Source organism: Pseudomonas sp. AL 58 (genome assembly GCF_036348395.1).
GTDB classification, from domain to species: domain Bacteria; phylum Pseudomonadota; class Gammaproteobacteria; order Pseudomonadales; family Pseudomonadaceae; genus Aquipseudomonas; species Aquipseudomonas defluvii.
In genome coordinates this window covers 1-22,987 of sequence record NZ_JAZBQR010000027.1, presented here as the reverse complement: position 1 = coordinate 22,987, position 22,987 = coordinate 1, and the positions used below count along the sequence as shown (strand labels likewise).

The 22,987-nt window shown below is 49.4% G+C and carries 17 protein-coding genes and 4 pseudogenes; 14 read left to right on the top strand and 7 right to left on the bottom strand.

Annotation, left to right across the window (positions count from 1 at the left end):
- Position 1: 1 nt before the first annotated feature.
- From pseC to UIA24_RS21275, 12 genes are all read left to right on the top strand, one after another.
- Complete coding sequence (pseC, locus tag UIA24_RS21330) at positions 2–1,162, top strand: UDP-4-amino-4,6-dideoxy-N-acetyl-beta-L-altrosamine transaminase (protein ID WP_330523854.1); 1,161 nt, start codon at positions 2–4, stop codon at positions 1,160–1,162.
- The gene (gene pseF / locus UIA24_RS21325) at positions 1,159–1,860 is read left to right on the top strand and encodes a pseudaminic acid cytidylyltransferase (protein ID WP_330523853.1); all 702 of its coding nucleotides are present in this window, start codon (positions 1,159–1,161) and stop codon (positions 1,858–1,860) included. The genes pseC and pseF overlap by 4 nt, the downstream gene beginning before the upstream one ends.
- On the top strand, positions 1,857–2,933 hold the full coding sequence (gene pseG, locus UIA24_RS21320; protein ID WP_330523852.1) for a UDP-2,4-diacetamido-2,4,6-trideoxy-beta-L-altropyranose hydrolase: 1,077 nt from the start codon (positions 1,857–1,859) through the stop codon (positions 2,931–2,933). The genes pseF and pseG overlap by 4 nt, the downstream gene beginning before the upstream one ends.
- A 420-nt stretch (positions 2,934–3,353) precedes the next feature.
- A complete protein-coding gene (pseI, locus tag UIA24_RS21315) occupies positions 3,354–4,409 on the top strand; it encodes a pseudaminic acid synthase (RefSeq protein ID WP_330523851.1) in 1,056 nt (351 codons plus the stop codon).
- Between the two features lie 16 nt (positions 4,410–4,425).
- Entirely contained in the window at positions 4,426–5,304 is an 879-nt protein-coding gene (locus UIA24_RS21310; protein WP_330523850.1) for a hypothetical protein, read from the top strand.
- Entirely contained in the window at positions 5,294–6,451 is a 1,158-nt protein-coding gene (locus UIA24_RS21305) for an O-antigen ligase family protein (RefSeq protein WP_330523849.1), read from the top strand. Before UIA24_RS21310 ends, UIA24_RS21305 begins: the two co-directional genes overlap by 11 nt.
- Before the next feature lie 12 nt (positions 6,452–6,463).
- Entirely contained in the window at positions 6,464–7,582 is a 1,119-nt protein-coding gene (gene gmd, locus UIA24_RS21300; protein WP_330523848.1) for a GDP-mannose 4,6-dehydratase, read from the top strand.
- 2 nt (positions 7,583–7,584) lie between these two features.
- Positions 7,585–8,562, top strand: a complete 978-nt coding sequence (fcl, locus tag UIA24_RS21295; protein ID WP_330523847.1) for a GDP-L-fucose synthase — start codon at positions 7,585–7,587, stop codon at positions 8,560–8,562.
- Positions 8,562–9,770, top strand: a complete 1,209-nt coding sequence (locus UIA24_RS21290) for a glycosyltransferase WbuB (protein ID WP_330523846.1) — start codon at positions 8,562–8,564, stop codon at positions 9,768–9,770. Before fcl ends, UIA24_RS21290 begins: the two co-directional genes overlap by 1 nt.
- 87 nt (positions 9,771–9,857) lie before the next feature.
- Positions 9,858–11,285 (top strand): mannose-1-phosphate guanylyltransferase/mannose-6-phosphate isomerase, encoded by a 1,428-nt coding sequence (locus UIA24_RS21285; protein WP_330523845.1) that lies wholly within the window; start codon positions 9,858–9,860, stop codon positions 11,283–11,285.
- 142 nt (positions 11,286–11,427) lie between these two features.
- Positions 11,428–12,807 carry an undecaprenyl-phosphate glucose phosphotransferase gene (locus UIA24_RS21280; RefSeq protein ID WP_330523844.1) on the top strand — a complete coding sequence of 460 codons (1,380 nt, stop codon included), beginning with the start codon at positions 11,428–11,430 and terminating at the stop codon, positions 12,805–12,807.
- Positions 12,808–12,833: 26 nt separating this feature from the next.
- The gene (locus UIA24_RS21275; RefSeq protein ID WP_330523843.1) at positions 12,834–14,090 is read left to right on the top strand and encodes an O-antigen ligase family protein; all 1,257 of its coding nucleotides are present in this window, start codon (positions 12,834–12,836) and stop codon (positions 14,088–14,090) included.
- 252 nt (positions 14,091–14,342) lie between these two features.
- Here the strand turns inward: UIA24_RS21275 and UIA24_RS21270 are convergent.
- Positions 14,343–14,543, bottom strand: a pseudogene (locus UIA24_RS21270) (transposase domain-containing protein); the annotation flags it as partial.
- An 85-nt stretch (positions 14,544–14,628) separates the two neighbouring features.
- Here UIA24_RS21270 and tnpB point away from each other — a divergent pair.
- A pseudogene (gene tnpB / locus UIA24_RS21265) lies at positions 14,629–14,787 on the top strand (IS66 family insertion sequence element accessory protein TnpB); the annotation flags it as partial.
- 54 nt (positions 14,788–14,841) lie between these two features.
- Positions 14,842–15,389 (top strand): annotated as a pseudogene (locus UIA24_RS21260) (IS66 family transposase); the annotation flags it as partial.
- A gap of 310 nt (positions 15,390–15,699) precedes the next feature.
- Here UIA24_RS21260 and UIA24_RS21255 read toward each other — a convergent pair.
- The 6 genes and pseudogenes from UIA24_RS21255 to UIA24_RS21230 form a co-directional block, all read right to left on the bottom strand.
- Entirely contained in the window at positions 15,700–17,595 is a 1,896-nt protein-coding gene (locus UIA24_RS21255) for a hypothetical protein (RefSeq protein ID WP_330523842.1), read from the bottom strand.
- A 12-nt stretch (positions 17,596–17,607) separates the two neighbouring features.
- Positions 17,608–18,570: a lysylphosphatidylglycerol synthase transmembrane domain-containing protein gene (locus tag UIA24_RS21250; protein ID WP_330523841.1), complete on the bottom strand. Its 963-nt coding sequence runs from the start codon at positions 18,568–18,570 to the stop codon at positions 17,608–17,610.
- Positions 18,567–19,307, bottom strand: coding sequence for an SDR family oxidoreductase (locus UIA24_RS21245; protein ID WP_330523840.1), 741 nt, complete (start codon positions 19,305–19,307; stop codon positions 18,567–18,569). The genes UIA24_RS21250 and UIA24_RS21245 overlap by 4 nt, the downstream gene beginning before the upstream one ends.
- Positions 19,304–20,617, bottom strand: coding sequence for an FAD-binding oxidoreductase (locus tag UIA24_RS21240; RefSeq protein ID WP_330523839.1), 1,314 nt, complete (start codon positions 20,615–20,617; stop codon positions 19,304–19,306). The genes UIA24_RS21245 and UIA24_RS21240 overlap by 4 nt, the downstream gene beginning before the upstream one ends.
- Positions 20,614–22,083 (bottom strand): UbiA family prenyltransferase, encoded by a 1,470-nt coding sequence (locus UIA24_RS21235; protein ID WP_442963061.1) that lies wholly within the window; start codon positions 22,081–22,083, stop codon positions 20,614–20,616. Before UIA24_RS21235 ends, UIA24_RS21240 begins: the two co-directional genes overlap by 4 nt.
- A gap of 126 nt (positions 22,084–22,209) precedes the next feature.
- Positions 22,210–22,557 (bottom strand): annotated as a pseudogene (locus UIA24_RS21230) (transposase); the annotation flags it as partial.
- Between the last annotated feature and the right edge of the window lie 430 nt (positions 22,558–22,987).

Below are 22,987 nucleotides of genomic sequence, written 5' to 3'. Positions count from 1 at the left end.
CATGATCCCGTACGGTCGACAGGACATTACCCAAGCCGATATCGACGCTGTGGTCGAGGTGCTTAAATCTGACTTTCTGACCCAGGGGCCAATGGTTCCGCGTTTTGAGCAGAGCGTCGCAGAGCATGTGGGTGCAGGGCACGCGCTGGCGGTAAATAGTGCCACCTCGGCGCTACACATTGCCTGTCTGGCGTTGGGGTTGGGGCCAGGCGACTGGCTGTGGACTTCGCCCGTTACATTCGTCGCATCAGCCAATTGTGGTCTGTACTGTGGTGCTCAGGTGGATTTTGTCGATATCGACCCGAGCACCTATAACCTGTGCCCCAAGGCGTTAGCTGCAAAGCTGGAAGTGGCTGAGCGGGAAGGTCGCCTACCTAAGGTAGTGGTTCCTGTACACCTGTGTGGTCAGCCTTGCGACATGCAGGCCATTCATGAGTTGGCCCTGCGTTACGGCTTCAAGGTTATTGAGGATGCCTCGCACGCTATTGGTGGTAAGTACCGAGGTGAGTTTATCGGAAACTGCCGTTATAGCGATATTACAGTGTTCAGCTTTCACCCGGTCAAGATAGTCACAACTGCTGAAGGCGGTATGGCCTTGACCAATGATGATCAGTTGGCTAGTCAAATGGCCTTGCTGCGTAGCCATGGTATCACCCGTGATCCATCGCTCATGACGCATGAATCTGATGGGCCTTGGTATTACCAGCAAATCGAACTGGGCCTGAATTACCGAATGACCGAGTTGCAGGCTGCATTGGGTGTCAGTCAGATGACTCGGCTGAATAGTTACGTTGAGCGTCGCCATGTTTTGGCTCGTCGTTACAATGAGAAACTTGCACATTTACCCTTGGTAACCCCTTGGCAGCACCCTGACAGCTACTCCGGTTTGCACCTTTATGTAGTTCGTCTCGAGCTGGACAAAGTCAGCGTGTCCCACCGTCAGGTGTTCGAGTCACTGCGTGAGCAGGGGATCGGCGTCAATCTTCACTATATTCCCGTGCACACTCAGCCGTATTACGCACGTATGGGTTTTGAGGCCGGTGACTTCCCGCAGGCCGAATCCTATTACCGTGATGCCATCAGCCTTCCGATGTTCCAGAGTATGACATTGGAGCAACAAGATAAGGTGGTCGAAGCGGTTGAGCGAGCACTGATGCCATGAGACTGGCAGTAATCCCCGCCCGAGGAGGAAGCAAACGTATTCCGCGGAAGAACATTAAGTTGTTCTGTGGTAAGCCAATGATTGCCTGGTCTATTGAGGCGGCATTGTCGAGTGGGTGTTTCGATAAGGTTATAGTCTCGACTGACGACGTCGAGATCGCGGAGGTGGCCCGGCAATTTGGAGCAGACGTTCCGTTTATGCGGCCGGCTAGTTTAGCTGATGATCATACGGGTACCTTACCCGTGATCCGGCAAGCCGTCGAAGCTATGCAGCATCAGGGACTGAAAATCGATCATGTGTGCTGTATTTATGCTACGGCCCCTTTCGTGACACCAGAGGATTTGCGACGCGGTCTTGAAATACTTGAGCAGAGTTGTGCGAGCTACGCGTTCTCGGTTACTAGCTATGCGTTTCCAATCCAGCGTGCCGTGCATCTTGATCCCGATGGCCGAGTGTCTATGTTCGAGCCAGCGCACTTTAATACTCGATCTCAGGATCTAGAAGAAGCTTTTCATGATGCGGGTCAGTTCTATTGGGGGAAAGTCGCAGCATGGTTGGCCGAGACTCCGTTGTTTTCTAAAGAATCGGCAGCGGTACTTCTGCCTCGACACCGAGTACAAGATATTGATACCCCCGAGGATTGGGTACGCGCCGAGTGGATGTTCAAGGCCCTGCAAGCTGCTGAGTCTTGTGCATGAACATCCTTTTTAGGGTCGACGCTTCAATAGCTATAGGTACTGGTCATGTCATGCGTTGCCTCACTTTGGCGCGGGCACTTCGTGAACGAGGGCATCGAAGCTTGTTCGTCGGTCGAGAGCATCTTGGAAATCTGAATGCTTTTGTCCATAGCCAAGGGTTCGAGGTGTTTAGTCTGCCACTGGGGCAGTCGCAGGACAGCGGCCTTTACCATGCCCACTGGCTGGGTGCCTCACAGCAAGAAGATGCCCAGGCTTGCCGCAGTGTTATTGAAAACTTCCGGCCCGATTGGTTGGTTGTTGACCACTATGCTCTAGATAAGCGTTGGGAGGAGGCCGTTAGGCCTCCTCATTGTCGCTTCCTGGTCATCGACGATCTTGCAGATCGAGTACACCAGTGTGATTTGCTACTTGACCAGAATCTTGGCAGGCAGGCACATCATTACCGACTTTGGGTTCCTGAGGGCTGCGCTGTTCTGGCTGGGCCGCATAATGCACTATTGCGTCCTGAGTTTTCTAAGTTGCGGGACGAGAGCTTGTCTTGTCGCGCTGTTAGGCCATTGCATCAAGTCCTGATCGCATTGGGAGGTGTGGATCAGCATAACCAGAGTGGAGCCATTCTTGAGGCGCTAAAGTGCTGTGACTTGCCTGAAGGTATTCGTTTCACCGTAGTGTTGGGTGCAACCGCGCCACATCTGCAGGCAGTACGTGATATGGCAATTTCATGTCCCTGGCCAGTAGAAGTACTCTGCGATATTAGCGATATGGCCGAGCGAATGGCTGTCGCTGATCTGGCAATTGGTGCTGGTGGAGGAACATCTTGGGAGCGTTGCTGCCTTGGCTTGCCAACCTTGTTGGTTGTTTTAGCTGAAAATCAAAAAGCGGCTGCTCTAGCGCTTGAAGCTAGTGGTGCGGTTCAGATTATCGATCTGACACTACCACTTACCAAGCAGTTACAGTCACTATTCACTCGTTTGAGCAAGAGTGAAGTACTTCATTCGATGGCAGTCGCAGCCGGTCAGATTACTGATGGTAGAGGGATAGAGCGATTGCTGGCAGCAATGGAGATCTCCTAATGACGAGTGAGTGTGCCGTGAAGACCAGCGATCTCGAAATGGTACTGCAAAGGCGCAATCACCTGGATGTGTGGCATTGTATGTATACCCCATATGCGATCAGGCTGGTCGAGAACTCTCGATGGTTTGAGAGCAACCAGTTCAATGCTGCGCGAAACCTGCGGGTTTTTGAACAGTTGAGTGCTCCGTCTCGCGTTGTGAACATTATGGCGCGCGTATTTGATCGCGTTGCGGATTGTGAGTTTCATTTGGCGTCAGAGGCATCGCGCAAAACTGGAAGCTCGATACAGCTCCAGCATCCGTTGAGGGTTACCCGTCATCGGGGCAGCACGATCAGCATTTCGACAGCGAGAATTAAACCGTCATTCATTTCGGCCTGCTGCGTGAAACGTCGCAAGCCATCCACAGAGAAATGTGTTTATGAACAAGCCTAGCATTACCATTGCGGGTCGTCGCATCGCTGCAGACGAACCGCCTTACATTATTGCGGAGCTGTCCGCCAATCATAATGGCAAGTTGGAAACGGCCCTGCGTATTATTGAAGAAGCACACATGGCTGGTGCCGATGCCATCAAACTGCAGACCTATACTGCGGATACCATAACGTTGAACAGCGATGCTGAAGAATTCAAAATTCGCGGTGGACTGTGGGATGGTCGTACTCTTTATGATCTCTATCAGCAAGCACATATGCCTTGGGAATGGCACTCGCAACTCTTTGAATATGCAAGAAAATTAGGGATTACCATATTTAGTTCTCCATTCGATAGTACAGCCGTAGATTTGCTAGAAAGTCTAAATGCTCCGGCATATAAGATTGCATCATTTGAGGCCGTCGATCTTCCTTTGATACGTTATGTCGCCTCCACCGGTAAGCCGATGATTATTTCCACTGGCATGGCTGATGCCGAGGAAATTGCAGAAGCGATTGACGCAGCTCGAGCTGGAGGGTGTAAGGAACTTGCAATTCTTCATTGTGTAAGTGGGTATCCTGCTCCTGCAGGTGACTATAATCTAAGAACCCTTCCTGACATGGCCCAGCGTTACGGTTTGGTAACCGGGTTATCAGATCATACCCTTGATAATACAACCGCTATTGCTAGTGTTGCTCTTGGGGCATCGATAATAGAAAAGCATTTCACTTTAGACAGAGAGGGTGGCGGCCCTGACGATAGCTTTTCACTGGAGCCGGCGGAATTGCTAGCACTGTGCCGTGACAGTAAAACAGCTTGGGCCGCACTCGGTGCAGTAAACTATGGTTGTAAATCAAGCGAGGTTGGTAATGTGCAGTTCCGTCGCTCTCTTTATTTTGTAAAAGATATGTATGCTGGTGATGTTATAAATGAAGATTGTGTTAGGAGTGTGAGGCCGGGGTATGGCCTGGCTCCTAAGTTTCTCGATGATTTGCTAGGTAAGTCTGTTCTGTTTGATGTAAAAGCTGGGGCTCCAGTAACAAAAAAAGACGTGGGTTTTTAGTTTTCAGGGAGGGGGCATGAAATTTTTTGATTTTTTCAAAGAGTGTTTGATTTTTAGAGTTTATGCGCTGATAACCTTATTGATTTCTAATTTGAAATTTTGTATTGGGCATGTTTTGTGGGGGTGGAAGAGGCTTAATAAGTCTGACTTGCCGTTATATGTTGGTAATACAAAGGCAGGTGTTTGCCATATAATTGGTTCGGGTTGGTCCGCTGCCGATAGTGTTAAAGATATAGATTTTGAAAAAGATTATGTCGTCGGTTTTAATTTTTCCGGTTTAATGTCTATCGATTTCGACTTGTATTTGTATGAGTTGTGTAGTGATGATGAGCGTAGATTTAAGATTAGTAAGGCTCAGAAGCTGTTGGTGCATAAATTAAAGGTGGAGCAATCGGGCGCAAAGTTTTTCGCTAAAAACTTGTGGGAAAGTAAGAATAGTATCTTTTCATTTGCCAGGCACTATGGTGGCGATGTTGTTTTTTTAAATGATTGTGCTACAAAGATAACTGGAGATAAGAGTGCTGGTCTTTATGCTCGTGCGCTCTTGTCTAGTACCTCTAAAGTATATGTGCAAAGTATTTCCACTGTATTGATCTGTGTGGATATCGCGGTTCAGCTAGGCTTCAAGAATATAAAGTTGCATGGTATAGATTTCGGTGGCCCTCATTTTTATGATGATCACCTACCTAGCGATCCGTTGGTAGGTAGAATATTGAGCCTTATTAAGAAGGAAAAGCCAGTAGCCTTAGGTGATGTTCATAAAACGAACACGGGCCGGTATTCTCTTTCTGATGCTTTGGTTTTTTTGAAAAAGACACTCGCTCAGAGTGGTGTTGATATTTCGGTTGCGAATAAATTGTCGCCAGCTTTTAAAGTGTTACATCATGATGAGTGACCGCGTTGTTACTGGAAGACTTGATGTTTTTTTGGGTTTTTTGTTTGCTATTTTTGTTCCCGTTCTAGATGGTTGGTACTTGATGTGGGGGCATGTTTTTTTTATTTTATGGGTATTTTTTAGTTTTGTAGCAAAAAAAATAACATCTCGGGCGCTTTTTTTGTTCGGGGTTGTTTTTTTGCTTTTTGTAATAAATTTTTCTGTGGGCGTCTTAAATTCTGAAGGGCATAGATTTGTTCAGGATTCTTTAAAGTTTTTTATGTTGATATATTCTGTTTTTGTTATATCTCAGACATGCCCTCGCGTCGATATTGTGAGGATATTAAGGGTTTATTGCATTGTTTTTCCTGCTTATTTTCTGATCTTCTTTTTGTTTTTCAAGGAGGGGGACTGGTTCTCTTACTCTGGACGGATGTATGATCCATTATTCGGGTCGCCAAATGTTCTGGGGGTTTTTTGTTCCTTGGCAATTATTTTTTTGTTGAGGTTCAGGCGTGAGATGCCGTTTTTGCTTTTTCTGTCGCTTGTCGGTTTTTATAGTGTTGTTTTGTTAATGGGGTTTTCTCGTGCGGCAATTATTTCTTTGTTGTTCGCTTTGTTTTTTTTGGTTAAAAGAAAATTAGGTTTGCTTTTTTTCTTGGGTCTTATTTTATCAGGGTTTTTAGTGTTTTTTGCTGTCGGTGATCTGGCAGTCCCTGATTGGGTTTATACAAAATCTAACATTGTGGAGGATGTTCAAGCCACGGGTGGCAGTAATCGCCTCATGATATGGCGTATGGTAGTTGAGATGATAGTTAATGATCCTATAGCTTTATTTTTTGGTGGTGGGGTCGGTAGGGTGATTACCACACTGGAATATGGAGGTGTTGTAGATCATCCACATAATTTCTATTTGTTTGTTGTTTGGGGGTATGGTTTTTTTGGGCTTTTGGTTTTTATTTTTTCTTGGTCTTATGCGTTTTTTATAGCGATTAGGTCCAGTTCTCGTAAGGTGGAGTCGTTTTCAATAGCGTTATTGGTTTTCTATTCGCTGGCTTTTTGTATGGATACTCATCTTTTGGCTGGGCAGTATTTTATACCGCATGTTTTATTTCTTGCGATGTTATTTGCTCCTAGAGATGATGTCAGTAGCCGTGTGGCAGTTTAAATGAGGAGTGATATGAAAAAGGCACTTATTACTGGTGTGACAGGGCAAGATGGTTCTTACTTGGCAGAATTTCTGCTGGAGAAAGGCTATGAGGTGCACGGAATTAAGCGCCGTGCTTCGTCTTTTAATACTCAGCGTGTTGACCATATCTATCAGGATCCGCACGTAGATAATCGCAATTTTGTTTTGCATTATGGCGATTTGAGTGACTCTTCTAACCTCACCCGTATTATTCAGGAAGTACAGCCTGATGAAGTGTACAACTTGGGGGCACAGTCCCATGTTGCAGTGAGTTTTGAGTCCCCGGAGTACACCGCAGACGTTGATGCCATGGGCACACTGCGTATTCTTGAAGCTATTCGTTTGTTGGGCTTGGAGAAAAAAACGCGCTTCTATCAGGCGTCGACGTCTGAGCTCTATGGACTGGTGCAAGAGATTCCTCAAAAGGAAACGACACCGTTCTACCCTCGCTCCCCTTATGCGGTAGCCAAGCTTTATGCCTACTGGATTACAGTAAACTACCGTGAAGCTTACGGTATGTATGCCTGCAACGGCATTTTGTTCAACCATGAGTCGCCACGTCGTGGTGAAACATTCGTAACACGTAAGATTACACGCGCCTTGGCGAACATCGCCCAAGGCCTGGAAAAGTGTTTGTTCCTCGGCAATATGGATGCCCTACGTGACTGGGGTCATGCCAAGGACTACGTCCGCATGCAATGGATGATGTTGCAGCAAGAACAACCTGAAGACTTCGTGATTGCAACCGGCGTGCAATATTCGGTGCGTGAATTCGTGCGGTGGTCGGCTGCTGAGCTTGGCCTTACGCTGCGCTTTGAAGGTAAAGGCGTCGAAGAGCATGCGATTGTCGAACACATTGAAGGTGACAAGGCGCCGGCACTGAAGGTAGGTGATGTCGTTGTGCGTGTGGATGCGCGTTATTTCCGGCCTGCAGAGGTGGAAACCTTGTTGGGCGATCCAACCAAGGCTAAAGAAAAATTGGGTTGGGTACCGGAAATTACCGTACAGCAAATGTGCGAAGAGATGGTGCGCGAGGACTTGAAAGCAGCTCAGCGCCATGCGCTTCTGAAGTCCCACGGCCATGACTTGCCTGTATCTGTGGAGAACTGATTGTGGCCCGTAATCTGGAACAGTCGATTTTTGTGGCCGGCCATCGTGGAATGGTTGGCTCAGCCATCGTTCGCACGCTCAAGACGCTTGGCTACTCGAACATCCTCACCGCAACGCGGGATGAGTTGGATTTGCTCGACCAGGCGGCGGTTCGGCAATTTTTTCAAACTCATGCCATTGACCAGGTTTATCTTGCCGCAGCCAAAGTGGGTGGTATTCATGCGAATAACACCTATCCGGCCGATTTTATTTTTGACAACCTGATGATTGAGGCCAACATCATTCAGGCTGCTCACCTGAGTGGTGTTCAAAAGCTGCTATTTCTCGGTTCTTCCTGCATCTATCCAAAGCTGGCAGTGCAGCCTATGACGGAGGCTGCGTTGCTGACAGGTGTGCTTGAACCAACGAACGAGCCTTATGCATTGGCCAAAATTGCTGGTATCAAGCTCTGTGAAAGCTACAACCGTCAGCATGGCCGCGATTATCGTAGTGTGATGCCAACCAACCTCTATGGCCCGCACGATAATTATCACCCTGAAAACAGCCATGTTATTCCAGCGTTGTTGCGTCGCTTCCACGAGGCTACTCAGCGAGGTGATACCGAGGTTGTGATCTGGGGCAGTGGCAAGCCAATGCGCGAATTTCTGCATGTCGACGATATGGCTGCTGCCTGCGTGCATGTCATGGAGCTCGAGCCCCAGCTATATCAGGCACACACACAGCCAATGCTTTCTCACATCAACGTTGGTACGGGCGTCGATTGCACGATTGCTGAGTTGGCGCACACGGTTGCCAAAGTGACCGGATTTCAGGGCAAGCTGACGTTCGATGCGACGAAGCCCGACGGTGCTCCGCGCAAGTTGATGGACGTTTCGCGTTTGGCCGCGTTGGGCTGGACAGCCAGTATTGGCCTTGAGCAAGGCTTGCAGAGTGCCTATCAGTGGTACGTCGACAATGTGCAAAACGCTCGGACTCACTGATGAAAATTCTGCTTTATGGCATCAATTACAGCCCAGAGCTGACTGGGATCGGCAAATACAGCGGCGAAATGGCCCGCTGGCTTGCTGAGCAGGGCCATGAGGTGCGGGTTGTTACCGCACCACCGTACTATCCGGATTGGAAAGTGTGGCCTGCGTTTTCGTCCTGGCGTTTTAACTGTACTCAAGAGGAGGGCGTCAGTGTTTACCGGTGCCCGCTCTATGTGCCGGCTAAACCGACGGCACTAACGCGCTTGTTGCACTTGGCAAGTTTTTCTATCTCATCTTCGTTGGCAATGCTGGCACAGTTGAGGTGGAAGCCAGACCTGGTCATTCTGGTGGTCCCGACGCTATTTTGTGCACCTCAGACGCTCCTGCTGGCTAAGCTGACGGGCGCTAAATCCGTTCTGCACATTCAGGATTTTGAAGTCGATGCATTGTTTGGTCTGGGGATTGCCAACAGCGGCGTGCTAAAACGTATTGCTTATGGTGCAGAACGGCTCATTTTGCGTGCATTTGACCGTGTTTCAAGCATTTCTGCGGCTATGCTGCGGCGCGCCCAGAGCAAAGGTGTCAGCGTTGAGCAGTTGCGTTTTTTTCCTAACTGGTCTGAAACCGCACGGTTTGCCAATGTTGCGCGTAATGACGCATTGCTTGCGCGGCTGGGCATTGATCCAGCCAAGAAGGTGCTGCTTTACTCCGGGAACATAGGCGAAAAGCAGGGGCTGGAAAGTGTAATCGAAGCTGCGGATCGCCTTAAGGGCCGGGCAGAGCTTGTGTTCCTGATCGTTGGCGAAGGCGCAGGTAAGGCCCGATTGCAAGCGTTGGCAGCATCGAAGCAACTGTCGAATGTGGTCTTTGCACCTTTGCAACCCTATGAGGACTTGCCCGCGCTGCTCGCCAGTGCCGATTGCCATTTGGTCATTCAGAAACGCGGGGCTGCAGATGCGGTACTGCCATCAAAACTGACCAACATCCTTGCAGTAGGCGGCAATGCAGTGATAACCGCAGACCCTGAGACCAGTCTGGGTTTGTTGTGCCTGGACCATCCAGGCATTGCAGAACGGGTAGAGCCCGAGTCTGTCGAGGCATTGCTTAGGGGGATTGAGGGTTGCCTGACTATGCCCTTGCCTAACCTGATTGCTACAGCATATGCCCATGATTTTCTCGACAAGGATCGGATTCTGGCTCGGTTTATCGATGAGGTTTAATTTTCTTTCTTGTTGTAATGTGTTGGGCGTGCTGCACGGCATGCAGAATTAATTTTTTGGTAGTACGACTTCAAAGGACAAAAACACATGTTGCTTCCGGTAATCATGGCTGGCGGTTCCGGCTCGCGTCTCTGGCCGCTTTCGCGTCAACTTAACCCTAAGCAATTTTTGCCGATGGTCGACCAGAATCAGTCCATGCTGCAGGCAACGATTGAGCGCCTGCAGGGGCTGGACGCCCAAGCGCCGCGCTTGATTTGCAACGAGCAGCATCGGTTTCTTGCAGCAGAGCAGCTACGTCAGATTGGCCTGGAGCAGGCCAACATTCTGCTGGAGCCAATGGGGCGTAATACGGCACCTGCCATTGCTTTGGCGGCATTACAGGCCATAGAGGAAGGTCAGGATCCGTTGCTGCTGGTTTTGGCTGCCGATCACTTGATTCAGAACGTGCCTGCGTTCCATGCCAGTATTGAGGCTGCCATGGTGTTAGCCAAAGCAGGCAAGCTTGTTACCTTTGGCATCGTACCGGCCTACCCTGAAACCGGTTATGGCTACATCCAGAAGGGCGAAGTGCTTGGTAGTGAAGGGTTCAAGGTTAACCGTTTCGTTGAGAAGCCCGACCTGCCCACAGCCCAGCATTATGTTGCTTCTGGGGACTATTTTTGGAACAGTGGCATGTTCATGTTTCGTGCCAGCCGCTACCTGGCGGAGCTGGAGGCGTTCCAACCCGATATTCTCAAGGCGTGCCGTCAGGCATTGGCGGGTGCCGAGCAGGATTTGTACTTCACCCGTATTGATGCAGATGCCTTTAGCTGGTGCCCGGACGACTCGATCGATTATGCGGTGATGGAAAAAACGGCCGATGCCGCTATGGTGCCTTTGGATGCTGGGTGGAGTGACATCGGGTCATGGTCTGCACTGTGGGATGTCAGCGAAAAGGACTGCAACGGGAATGTCTTGAAGGGAGATGTCCTCCAACATGGTACTCGTCATAGCTATGTGCATGCCGAGCATCGCCTGGTGACGACGGTAGGGGTCGAGGACTTGGTTATTGTTGAGACCAAGGATGCTGTCCTGGTTGCCCACAAGGGGCACGTGCAAGACGTCAAAAAGATTGTTGAACAGCTCAAGCAGGATCAGCGTCATGAGCATGCCAATCACCGAGAAGTGTATCGGCCTTGGGGAGTGTACGATTCAATTGATAGCGGGCACCGTTACCAGGTCAAACGTATCACAGTAAAACCGGGAGCCAAGCTGTCGTTACAGATGCACCATCACCGTGCCGAGCACTGGATCGTCGTGAGCGGTACAGCGAGTGTCACCAACGGCGACAAAACCTATCTGGTCACCGAGAACCAGTCCACCTACATCCCTATCGGCCAGGTTCACGCCTTGGAAAACCCAGGCGTTATTCCATTGGAGCTGATTGAGGTGCAGTCAGGTACGTATCTGGGGGAGGACGATATTGTTCGCTTTGAAGACAAGTACGGGCGTGTCAAGCCAAAAAATAAAGCATGACTGATAGTGACGTACGAGGGGGCTGGCCTGTGCTCGCTCCTCTGAGTTGCTGAGTAGGGTAGGTGTTTCGACTGCAGGCGTAGTGCATGTCTGCAGGGCACGCTAACCATTGTTTTATAGAGATTGGGGCCTGTTCAAAGACATGCAAGTCACTCATCGGTATCAACCAACATTTGCAGAGCGTTATCCCGTTCCTTTTTTTGTCGCGTTGACGGACATGCTCATCGTCTTGGTGGCGGGCTTGTTTGCCTTCCATTACCGTTTTCAGCACTTTGAGATGACGGGGCGTTACAACACCGCAACGATGATTACGGCCATTGTGGTCGTGATCTGCTTGGCGTTGGGTGGTGTTTATGGTTCGCAACGAGGCCAGTCCTTCTGGCGTCAACTCAGTGTGCTGGTGGTTTGCTGGCTGTCTGCCGCAGGCATTCTTTTATCGTTGACGTTTTTCCTGAAGGTTTCAGATAACTATTCTCGCATCTGGTTCAGCGTAATGTTGTTTTCGGGAGGCGCATTGTGTTTGTTGCTGCGCCTTTCCGTATTTTTGTTTTTACGCCGCATACGTGGCTCTGGGCTGAACCTGAAGAGCGTACTGCTGGTTGATTCTGGAGGGCAGTCCGCCAGCCAGCTAAACAGTGGCCGCACCTTGGAAGAGGACGGTTTTCGTATTTCCGCAAACCTTGCGTTTAGTCAAAACGACGACTGGATGGACAGCCTGGTCGCCAAAGTTGATGAGTTAGGTGTGCATGAAGTATGGCTGTGCCTGCCGCTCAGTGAAGGGGGCGTCATTCGCTCCATCATGTATGCTCTTCGCCACCACACCGTTGCGGTTCGCTTCATTCCGGAATGGGGTGATATCCGCTTGCTGAACCACAAGGTGAGCCATATTGCTGGCTTGTATTCATTGGACCTTAGCTGCAGCCCGATGGATGGTTCGGCGTTGGTGGTCAAGCGCCTTGAGGACTTGATCATCGGAGGCTTGATCAGCCTTTTGATACTCCCGGTTTGCCTGATGATAGCTGTCGCAATCAAGGTGTCGTCCCCGGGGCCGATTTTGTTTAAACAGTATCGAACGGGCATCAACGGCAAACATTTCAAAGTGTACAAATTTCGCTCAATGGTAGTGCATAGCGAAGGTGGCGTTACCCAAGCCACGCGCAACGATGTGCGTGTGACTAAAGTCGGGGCGTTTTTACGACGTACCAGCCTTGATGAATTGCCGCAGTTTTTCAATGTGCTCCAGGGGCGTATGTCGATTGTTGGGCCTCGCCCTCATGCGTTGGCGCATAACGAGTACTACAAGGACTTGGTCGAGTCTTACATGCAGCGGCATAAGGTCAAGCCAGGTATTACCGGCTGGGCTCAGGTCAGCGGCTACCGCGGGGAGACTGATACGCTTGAAAAAATGCAAAAGCGTGTCGAGTACGATCTCTGGTACATCGATAACTGGTCGCTTTGGATTGACCTTAAAATAATTTTTCTAACTGTTTTTAAAGGCTTCATTAATAAAAACGCATTTTGATTTTGCTTGGGGAAGTAGTGGTGGCTATGAATGGAGTAGAAGTATTACGGGGTGACTGCTCTAGAGGCCGAAGCTGGCAGCTCGTTTTGATCTGGATGCTGGCTATTGGTTTGTTTATTCAGTTAAGTGGTAAGGTTTGGATTCAGTCCGGTAGCGCGAGGAATGCTCAAGTATATATATGGCTACTTTTGCCGGCGCTGATTTTTGTTTTTTACAAGTTGATTATTCGGAGTAAATTTTTACCGTCGGCTCACTACATTCCGTGGATTTTTTTTCTGTTTTGGGTCGGCTTGAGTGCACTATGGGCAACAGGGTCTGAAAAAGATGCGTTCTCGCTTGCGAAGCGAGGGTTGTTGATTGCCCTGTATCTTCAAGCGATCTACTTATTAATGTCCTACAATGAGGCCTTTCTGAAAAAAGCGTTGTTGGCAGGGGTGGTCATGGTGGCTGTAGGTGCCCTTGTCAGTATTGTTTATCAGTTTGGCATTCTGGATAAACCATTAGCCTATCGTGCTTATCGTATAGATCGCTCGGGTATCGGCAATTTTGCCAATTACGGCTGGCCTGTAGTGGCCGGTATTTTCCATGGCGCAATTGCTATTTGGGCGCTCGGTGTGGCATTGGATAAGCGCACTGTGTTCAAGTCAGTGCTGTTTTGGCTCGCTATCTTCATGCTGTTGAGCCTCTATGTATTGTTGACCTATACCAGGGGGGCATGGTTTGCCCTGCTGGGTGGTATTGTGGCTGTCGTCATTTTACAAAACTCCAGGCTCGGTTGGTGGTTGCTGGGGATCGGCACAGTGCTTGTGCTTGCACTGGTCATCAAGTTTTGGCCACAGTTGGTCATTGAATTTCAGGAAAAGCAGCTGTCTGGGCGTGGGCCTATTTGGGTTTACTATTTTAAAGTCATGTCAGATCACTGGGCCGTTGGGCACGGGCTGGGCACACCTTTCGAGTATCGCTGGCCTGATGGTGTTCAAGTTTCCCCTCATGCCCATAGCTTGTACCTCCAGCAGGTCTACGATAGCGGTATCGTCTCGCTTGCGTTGCTAGGCGCGGGTCTACTGGGGTTGGTCCATAAAGCGTGGAAACTGCGCAGCAACTATTGGGTGCGCCTTGCATTTCCTGCACTGGTCTTTGCGCTTATCGCCATGCTGACGGACGTTGAGCGGATCTTTACTCGACCTGGTGACTACTGGACGTTGTTCTGGTTGCCAGTGGCGATTTTGTTGGCGGTGCCGATGCGGCCTAAAGACGCTGATCAAGCCAGGGCGTTGAATTAGTAGCTTTGAGGCAGGCGCATTGCGTGTCTGCCTTTTTAATACGTGGGAACTGCGGGCCATTGTCCGTACACCGTGTGCAATTTATGAACCCTACCTACCCCAGAGCGGGTTGGTGAGTTGCCGTGGCAGTTTCGGTGAGCAGTGCCACGGTAGCAATGCTTCGTTAGGCTCTGTACGAAAAGAGATGTCGCAAACACCTCATGGAACGTAAGTGATTCATAAACCCCACCTACCGCTAGGTGAGGTCTCAGTTTATCGTGGCATTACTGGCTTGTAGTTCCACGGCAACAGCGCTTCGTAGTCACCAACCGTCGAAGCAAGTGGCAGCTGCTCTAGTGCGTAGCGCAGCCACGCATAGGGCTCTTGGCCGTTGGCTTTGGCGGTTTCAACCAGGCTGTACAGTTGTGCGCTGGTTACCGCGCCTTTCGGTGTATCGCTGAACAACCAGTTCTTCGTAAGCGCTCCATGAACCCCACATTCAAAGCGCTTACCAGATCCCCGATGCTGTGCTCCCAATTCTCTCAGGAGCCCACTCACCATGATGCGACCCGACGCCAAAGTTGAAAAAGTCTATCTGTACCACAAGCCCGTCGACTTCCGAAAATCCATTGATGGGCTGACTGCCCTGGTCGAACTAGACATCAAGGTGGCTGTGTTCGACCCAGTACTTTTCGTGTTCCTCAACAAGCCGCGCAACCGCGTGAAGATCCGTAAGCGATCCATAAACCTCACCTACCGCAAGGTGAGGTTTATGGATCGCTTACGACGTAAATTCGTCGAGGCGCAGAAAGTGCAACCCAAGGGCAAGACTGGGCGTGCCGATATCGCGCTGACGATGATCAACAAGCTGTACAGCATCGAGCGTGAGCTGAAAGACGGCAGCGACGAGCAGCGATTTATCGGCCGTCAGGAGAAGAGCCTGCCGGTTCTGGGTCAACTGAAAAGCTGGCTGGACAAAACAGTCTCAGGTGACGCCGCAGAGTGTGCTGGGCAAGGCGGTTAATTATCTGGCGAACAACTGGAGCCGACTGGAGCGTTATGTTGAGCCTGGTTTTTTACCGATCGACAATAACTCCGCCGAGAGAGCGATAAAGCCCTTTGTGATAGGACGCAAAGCTTGGCTGTTCAGTGATACGCCGAAGGGCGCCACTGCCAGTGCGCAGATCTATAGCCAAGGTCAACGGCCAGGAGCCCTATATGTGGCTGCGCCACGTACTGGAAAGACTGCCATATGCGCAGTCGGTAGCCGACTACAAAGCGTTGTTGCCGTGGAATTGCTCACCGGAAATGCTACGGTAAACCAGAGCCTCACCCTGCGGTAGGTGGGGTGCATGGATCGGATACGGTAGACCTTTTCGACTTTGGCATCGGGTCGCATAATGTTGCTGGCTCCAGAAAGATTTCGGGAGCACAGCTTCGAGTATCAGATTTCGTCTTGGAATGTAAGGTTTATAGAGCGCTCACGCTGCTCCCAACTCTGGCCATTGGTTGAAGTCCGTGCGTATCAGACAAGCTGACCTACATCTCCCACATCACGAGAGAATGAAAATTCAAAGAACTCAGAAAGAAAGCAATTATCTAACAAATTGGATTAATGCAAAGCGTCAAATCAAACACTTACGCAGCTAACAACATTGTAATCTTGCTTTTTTAAATCATTAACAATTAAAATATATTTAATATTATTTTTTAAACAAAATTCGCCACCCAAAGAAAAGTCGCCTCTATTAACTCTATAGCTAACTTCACGATATCCAGATAAGCCATATGTTCTATTTTTTTCTTTCACTCCATTAACTAATGGAATACCTGTTATAGCATAAACCATGAGACCGTCAGCCCATTCAGGACCACCTAGCGGTGCTATTTGATCCTGAAACACAGTTTTAGGAATGTACATATACATATCGCGCCTTGATATCATATTGTCTGCCAATGCTTTCTCAACTATTAAGTTGAGTTTGAACATGATCCCGCCTTCAGCAAGAGCTTTGTATCTCTCTCTTAAGTCACCAGTATTTAACGCTGACGAAAACACCTGATCCTTATTTAGCTTCTTATTTATCTCTGTATAGTAAAAGTCGCCATGAAGCGATGATGAAATAACACCATATAGGATATTAGGTCGCGCACTTAAAAAAGTAAAACTTCTTACTGGATAAGAGGTTAATGTAAAAAAAATTATAACAAGCAGCAAGGCCGAAGCTGCAGCTCCCGAAGAAAACTCACTAAGCTTTATTAATCTCAAATCTTCATCTATAAAATCCACAATAGAGCTGAAAACAAACAAACAAACAACGCTCGACAACCCATAAACAAAATACCATACCTCAGAAGAATTTAAGCCAGACTGAACAGTAGTAACAAAATACAATACGACGACCGATCCAGCGCACGACAAAAACAGAAAAAGATACTTTGCTTTCCTTGATAAAAAAAACATAAACAACCAAGTGGTCATTACAAAGCACAAGAAGACCAATAACGGAGTCCACATATTCTTCTGAAGAAAAAAATTATATGCAGCTTTAAGCGAAGCGTTTGAGAAAATTATGCTGGAACTTGTTTCCAACGCAAACAGCTTTCCGTAAAAGTAGAAAAATAAAAGAAGGGTCATACCATATACATACACCCCGACCCGCCTAGGAAACCTAAAAAATAGAAAGAAACCTATAAATACAGACATCATAAAGCCCGTCGATATTTTAGCTAGCGATATTACGACAACAACAAGCCATATTAAAAAAATATCTCTATTTGAAATAATTGACATATTCATCTTGCTGTGCACAAAGCTATATGACAAAATTAAAACAAGACTCGCCACCCATAATCCATGAGAAAGAACTCCGTGCCAACTTCCTAAAACTAAAGGAATAAAAAGGAAAACCGCTAAAATATATGAAAATGCCGCTCCTTCCTTAAGCAGCCTCGAAATAAGTAGCAGCGCCGCCGATACAAAAATAAAAACTTTGAACCTATACATCAAGCCATAACTATCAAATGGATTTAATCCGCTTATCTTCAGAATAGCCGCATCAGCGTAATGGCTTAACACATGGTACATATTAAAAGGCACACCGTGTTGAGCAGTGCTTGGATACCCATAGTTCATAATGCTTTGAATTAATGATACATGATAGGCTGTATCCTGATGAAATCCGAGCCCATTCGAAATCTCAAGCAAAGGAAAGGTTTTTATATAAGGTTGCAGCGTACTCCTACTTGGGTCTGAATAAATTATCATAAGAACTAATGCGACAGAAGCCAAGGCAAGCTCTTTAAGATATGGTATTCTAATTTTCAAGTAAGACCCTGACGAAAAAGTCGCATCAACCGCTATAAAAACAAATAAAAATAACACGCCAGTTAAAAATATATCGAAAAATGAAAACTGCAAAAACGAAATAGTTGCAATATAAATATTATAGATAAAAAAAACCGCCACAGCCAGATACGAAGAAGCGACTATTGATGGCCCTGGCTTTTCTTTCTGAAGGCACATAAAACATCCATTCTAAATTAATTGTTTTTTATTTAAGCTAACATTATTTGCAAGGGCGTATATTCCAATACCTACCGCAAACCACAGCGTCGCCAGCCTAATTAATATCGTGGCAGCGATAGCATCTGCACTTGGCATGCCCTTCAGAATCAGCAGGCTAACCATAACTGCTTCCGCACCACCAAGCCCGCCAGGCATAAAACTCAACGCGCCGGCAAGCATGGCAATTGCGTATACAAATATAGCAAAGGCGAAGGATATCTCTGCGCCCATCCAGTTCAATATCCAGTAAAAAGCCAGTGCTTCGACGCTCCACGCAGAAATACTTAATATTGTTGCTCCAAGCAGCATCCCTAGCTGGTGACAACGCTGTGCTTCCAACAGCACATTAAGCAGATGACGTAAAAATCCCACCAATTTCCCTCCCCGTTCAGGTACAAGGTGCGTGAGAAGCTCTACTAACCGACTCTGCGAAAGTACTGCAAAACCCAACAAAACTAAAAAGACCCCAACCAAAATCATTGGGCGGGCATCTGGATATGATGTTAGGCCAAACAGGGTCAGCAACACTACGGCAAATAGGTCGGACAACCTTTCACTGAAGAAGGCTGCAAAACTCTGCGGGTAATGCACGCCCCAAGGCTTGAGCAGTACGCCACGTAATGCCTCTCCTGCCTTACCGGGCGTGGTAGTAAGTGCAAAGCCTGCCAGATACATTTGCAGGCTGGGCTTCCATGGTATGTCGTGTCCAAAGGACTTGAGATATCTCTGCCAACGCAGAAAGCGCAGACCGTAGTTTATCAAAGACATCAGCAGGGCAGCTGCGATGCCAAGTATTCCAACCTTGGCAATGGCATTGCTGACGCCCTGCCAGCCGCCCCACAGGGAAAAGCCCAGATAACCCAATGCAGAGAAAACGACCGAGAGAATGAGTGCCCTATATCGCCAACCGGAAAGATACACAGATTCGCTCACAGGTTGAGTCTCTTGAATATCGGCTGTGGAATAATACGGATAATCAGCATAATCAGCGCCCAGAAACCCGGCGCATAGAGATTGGCAACCTTTCGCTCGATACCCTTAACAATGCGCTGCGCCACCTGCTCAGGTTTAGCCACCAACGCCGCCGGCAATGCTAGGCCTTTAGTCATAGGAGTATCGACAAAGCCAGGTTTGATCGTGATGACATGTACGCCGACTTTGAATAGTCGAGCTCGCAGTCCCTCGCAGAACGTCGAAACAGCAGCCTTGGCGGTGCCGTACAGATAGTTAGACGCTCGGCCACGGTCGCCCGCTACCGAAGATATCACGGCTATGGTGCCATAACGCTGAGCTTCGAGCTGATTGGCCAATTGGGTCAGGAGAGCAATCACCGAAGTGCAGTTGTTGGAGAACTCTTCGAGCGCTACCGCAGTATCCTCCTCGCAGGCCGCCTGATCAGGCAGCGTACCGTGAGCGATTAAGGCAATATCAATCTGCAATAAGGCCGTCAGGCAATTATCCAGCATCGCCGGATGCGCAGAAAAATCGGTTGCATCCATAGTGCACAGAGTAACGGCCTTGGCCCCCCTAGCTTTCAAGTCGCAAGCGGTTTGCTCAAGCTTTTCTTTGTTACGACCTACCAGGAAAAACTCTGCATTTTGCTCGGCCCATACTCTTGCACAGGCCTTAGCAATGGCAGACGTAGCACCAATAATGAGAATTTTTTTCATGCAATGACTCGTTTCCAAAAGCGGGACATCAGGGAGGGATCGCGCATGGCTTCCAGTTGTTCCCAGGCCGGGTAGGCCTGACGGAAGTCACTTCCGCTCATGTGAGCATCTTTGGCCGGATACAGGCGGCCACCAGCTTCCCGCACGATGGCATCCAGCCGAGCGAAAAGTGGCACTAAAGCAACCTTCTGGGGGAAGTCTAGGGCCAGCGAAGTGCCCGGCAGCGGGAAGGACAGCAATCCAGGTGATGCTATATCGCCACAGCGCTTGAGCACCGCAAGGAAGGATCCTTGCACGGACTCCGCAATGGTGCTCAACAACTCGCCCACTGCCACCTCAGCCACAGCATCGGGGATCACACACTGATATTGCTGAAAACCCTTGCGGCCATAGACACGATTCCAGTGCAGGAGTCTATCCAATGGATAGAAAAACTGCTCATAACTGCTACGCGTGCGGGTGCGAGCGACGGGATGAACACGCCAGTACACCTCATTAAAGGCACGAAGAGACAGGTTGTTGATCAGGGAAAACGGAGGGGTCAACGGCACCCTCAGCTTAAAGCGCTCTTCTATATCCAACGCGCCGTAACGCGCATGATCACCGACGATGAATACCCCACGCCCCGTTTGAGTACCTTTGGCCAGGCAGTCAATCCAGGCCACGCTGTACTCATGCCGGTGATCCAACTCGGCGGACAACGCGAAAAACTCGGCCAGGTTGTCGAAGCGCACGACACTACTATCGATCTCACTGGCCCGGATCGGGATCATCTGAATTTCCGCCCAAGCAATCACTCCAGTCAGGCCTAGCCCCCCAAGGGTGGCAGCATACAACTCAGGATGCTTGGTCGGCTCACACACCAACAACTCTTCACCGTGGCGCAACAAACCAAAGCGCCGCACATGACTGCCGAAAGTGCCGCGCAGGTGATGGTTTTTGCCATGGACATCGTTAGCAATAGCACCGCCCAAGGTGGCGAACTGGGTTCCCGGCGTGACTGAAAGAAACCAGCCTCGCGGAATAGCGACGGCTAAGATCTCGGCCAAAGTCACTCCTGCTTCCGCAAGCACCGTTCCCTGTAGCCAATCAACTTCGATGAAACGATCCAAAGTACGCATATGCAGTACCTGATCGCTCGCCGCTAGGCAACTGTCGCCATAACTGCGCCCGTTTCCATAAGGCAGGGTGCTACCGTGTGCGGCGGCCACACGGTCACGCAAGGCTGCAATATCACTCAGCCAGCCACACGTATGTCCATCCTGCGGGGCCGCTGGATAACGCCCCCAAGAGTACAGCGGACCACTCATGCCGCCACCCAAAACACCAGACAGAAAAGAGCTCCCACAGCGACACTGATACGATCACGAATGGCAAAGACAACGGGGTCGTCATGCATTAGCCCGCGATGAGCCAACATCCACACTCGAGTAATCCAAAATAATAGCAAGGGACACGCTAACCAAATTATCTGAGGCTGTGTGTATAGCTCAGGGGTTGCATGGTCCTGGATATATAAAGCCAAGACCATCACTGCCAGGTAACCAGAGGCTGCGCCCAGCGAAGCTATCATCTCCAAGTCCTCAGGATAGTAACCACGCCCTGGTGTTTTCTCCTTGCGCCCATTTTCCCGGGCAACACGCAGTTCGGCATAACGTTTTACCAGCGCCAGACTGAGAAACATGAACATCGAAAAAGCCAGCATCCAGGAGGTCAGCGCCAACCCAAACGCCACTGCGCCGGCGATGATGCGTACCGTGTAGAGCATCGCCAGGGCTATCACGTCGACCGCCATCTGCCGCTTCAATGACAGTGAATAGGCCAGCGTCAGTATGTAGTACCCCAATAGCACTCCGGCAAATTGCCAAGGCAATAGTAAAGCTGCGCCACTAAAAGCAGCGATCAACAGCATGGGAAACACGATCAACCCGGATTTAATCGACAAACGCCCTGCCGCAAATGCCCGATTGCACTTGGTGTGGTGATGGCGATCATCAGCCAGATCGAGCAAATCATTGAGAACATACACGCTGGAAGCACACAAACTGAAGAACAGAAAAGCCAAAACCCCCTGCCAAAGAAGACCCGTATTGAGTATTTGATGCGCAGCCAACAATGGCACGAAGATCAGCATATTTTTCATCCACTGATGCAAGCGCAATGCTTTCAGCCAATCCTTGATTCCCGCTGGGTTAGAGTGGATGGCCTGTTCGACATTACCCTGTGCCCGAGCTCGCCGTTCAACACCCAATTCTGGATTGACTACGTAAGCATATCGAGCGGAAGCCCATACCGACATGTCGTCATGAGAATTACCTGCGTAATCAAAGCCCTTTGCGCCGTATCGCTCAACCAACAGATCACGCTTACGATGAGCAGATAGATTTCGCTCTCCATCGCTGGCAAGCACCTGGTCGAACAGTTGCAGATGTTCAGCTATACGACAAGCTAAAATTTGATGACTGGCCGTCGCCAATACAATATGACGCCCATTACGGCGCTCAGCTTCGATCAGCTCGATCACTTTTTGGTCGTAAGGCAAAACACTGACATCAATATCAGTCGCATGCGCCAGCCCCTCTTTTAAAGTAGCTTTACCCTTGACCAGCCAACCGAAAGGTTTGAATAAACTCAAAGGCTTATGCCGGACAAAAGCAATGCCTGTTTCTAGCAGCAGATCAGAGCGCAGCAAGGTGCCGTCGAGGTCGACAACAAGCGGAGGCATAAGAGGAGGAGTGAAGGCAGTCATAATAATTCTTCCCTGAGCACCAGCCAGAAAGTATCTAATCCTGGAAATTACTACCCAAGATGCCAGCATGCTTAAAATTCCGCAGAAACATACCATACTCACCACCTTTCGCGAAGATTTAAAGACATCAAATGTTCTGAAATTTTTCAGCTAGCCAAACATGCGCTCGATAATGTTGCGCTGTCGGTATTTTGGCCGGTCGAACAGTCTGGGTAAGCCAGGCTTGGGCTTGCGCCTCATCGAGCGCAGCGGGATGACGTGCTGCATTCGATATTGGTCGCAATAGCGGCGTAGCGCTTCGGCGTCATAGCCCTTGTCGGCAAGCAACCATTTATAGCTTTTACGCGGGCGGCCACGTTGGCTCGATGGAATGCTGACCTCGTCCAACATTGGTTGGGCGTAGCTGATGTCACTTGCTTGACCGCCAGATAGGAGGAAGCGCAACGGTATCCCGTTGGCGTCGCAGAGTATGTGGATTTTGGTTGTCAGGCCACCGCGACTGGGTGGCCTCAAGGAGCAAGTGCAACAGTCAGTTAAAAAATCGGAGCGTGCTAATTAAGAAATTGAACGAGATACCGCCTCCGAGGCATCGCGATCGTTTGGTGTCTGAGCGAACCGAGCCATCCCGGCTAAGCACGATTTTCTTCGCCAAGGGCCCGCCCAAGATCTCCTCCTCGGCCGCTGAAACTGCGGCTATACCCCCCCCGGCATCGACGATGTAGCGGCCTGAAATGGCACGGTAGCCGCCCTCCTCATGGGGCATCCAGCAGGCTAGCCAAGCTGGGGGAGGGTTTGCTCTTAGCGGTCAATTTGTCGTTTAAGCTTATTGGTAGCTGAGAGCTGAAGATAATCTACTAGGCTCTGTCTGAAATCCCACGAAACTGAAATGTGGCCCCGGAACGGCCTGGGTTTTGTACAGCCGCCGCCCATC

What these genes read in the sequence shown, in the direction of transcription:
- UIA24_RS21275 (WP_330523843.1), top strand. Translation starts at nt 12,834, where the DNA reads ATGAATGGAGTAGAAGTATTACGGGGTGACTGCTCTAGAGGCCGAAGC.
- UIA24_RS21240 (WP_330523839.1), bottom strand. Translation starts at nt 20,617, where the DNA reads ATGAGTGGTCCGCTGTACTCTTGGGGGCGTTATCCAGCGGCCCCGCAG.
- UIA24_RS21290 (WP_330523846.1), top strand. Translation starts at nt 8,562, where the DNA reads ATGAAAATTCTGCTTTATGGCATCAATTACAGCCCAGAGCTGACTGGG.
- gmd (WP_330523848.1), top strand. Translation starts at nt 6,464, where the DNA reads ATGAAAAAGGCACTTATTACTGGTGTGACAGGGCAAGATGGTTCTTAC.
- UIA24_RS21245 (WP_330523840.1), bottom strand. Translation starts at nt 19,307, where the DNA reads ATGAAAAAAATTCTCATTATTGGTGCTACGTCTGCCATTGCTAAGGCC.
- pseF (WP_330523853.1), top strand. Translation starts at nt 1,159, where the DNA reads ATGAGACTGGCAGTAATCCCCGCCCGAGGAGGAAGCAAACGTATTCCG.
- UIA24_RS21305 (WP_330523849.1), top strand. Translation starts at nt 5,294, where the DNA reads ATGATGAGTGACCGCGTTGTTACTGGAAGACTTGATGTTTTTTTGGGT.
- pseI (WP_330523851.1), top strand. Translation starts at nt 3,354, where the DNA reads ATGAACAAGCCTAGCATTACCATTGCGGGTCGTCGCATCGCTGCAGAC.
- pseG (WP_330523852.1), top strand. Translation starts at nt 1,857, where the DNA reads ATGAACATCCTTTTTAGGGTCGACGCTTCAATAGCTATAGGTACTGGT.
- UIA24_RS21310 (WP_330523850.1), top strand. Translation starts at nt 4,426, where the DNA reads ATGAAATTTTTTGATTTTTTCAAAGAGTGTTTGATTTTTAGAGTTTAT.
- UIA24_RS21280 (WP_330523844.1), top strand. Translation starts at nt 11,428, where the DNA reads ATGCAAGTCACTCATCGGTATCAACCAACATTTGCAGAGCGTTATCCC.
- UIA24_RS21255 (WP_330523842.1), bottom strand. Translation starts at nt 17,595, where the DNA reads ATGTGCCTTCAGAAAGAAAAGCCAGGGCCATCAATAGTCGCTTCTTCG.
- UIA24_RS21285 (WP_330523845.1), top strand. Translation starts at nt 9,858, where the DNA reads ATGTTGCTTCCGGTAATCATGGCTGGCGGTTCCGGCTCGCGTCTCTGG.
- pseC (WP_330523854.1), top strand. Translation starts at nt 2, where the DNA reads ATGATCCCGTACGGTCGACAGGACATTACCCAAGCCGATATCGACGCT.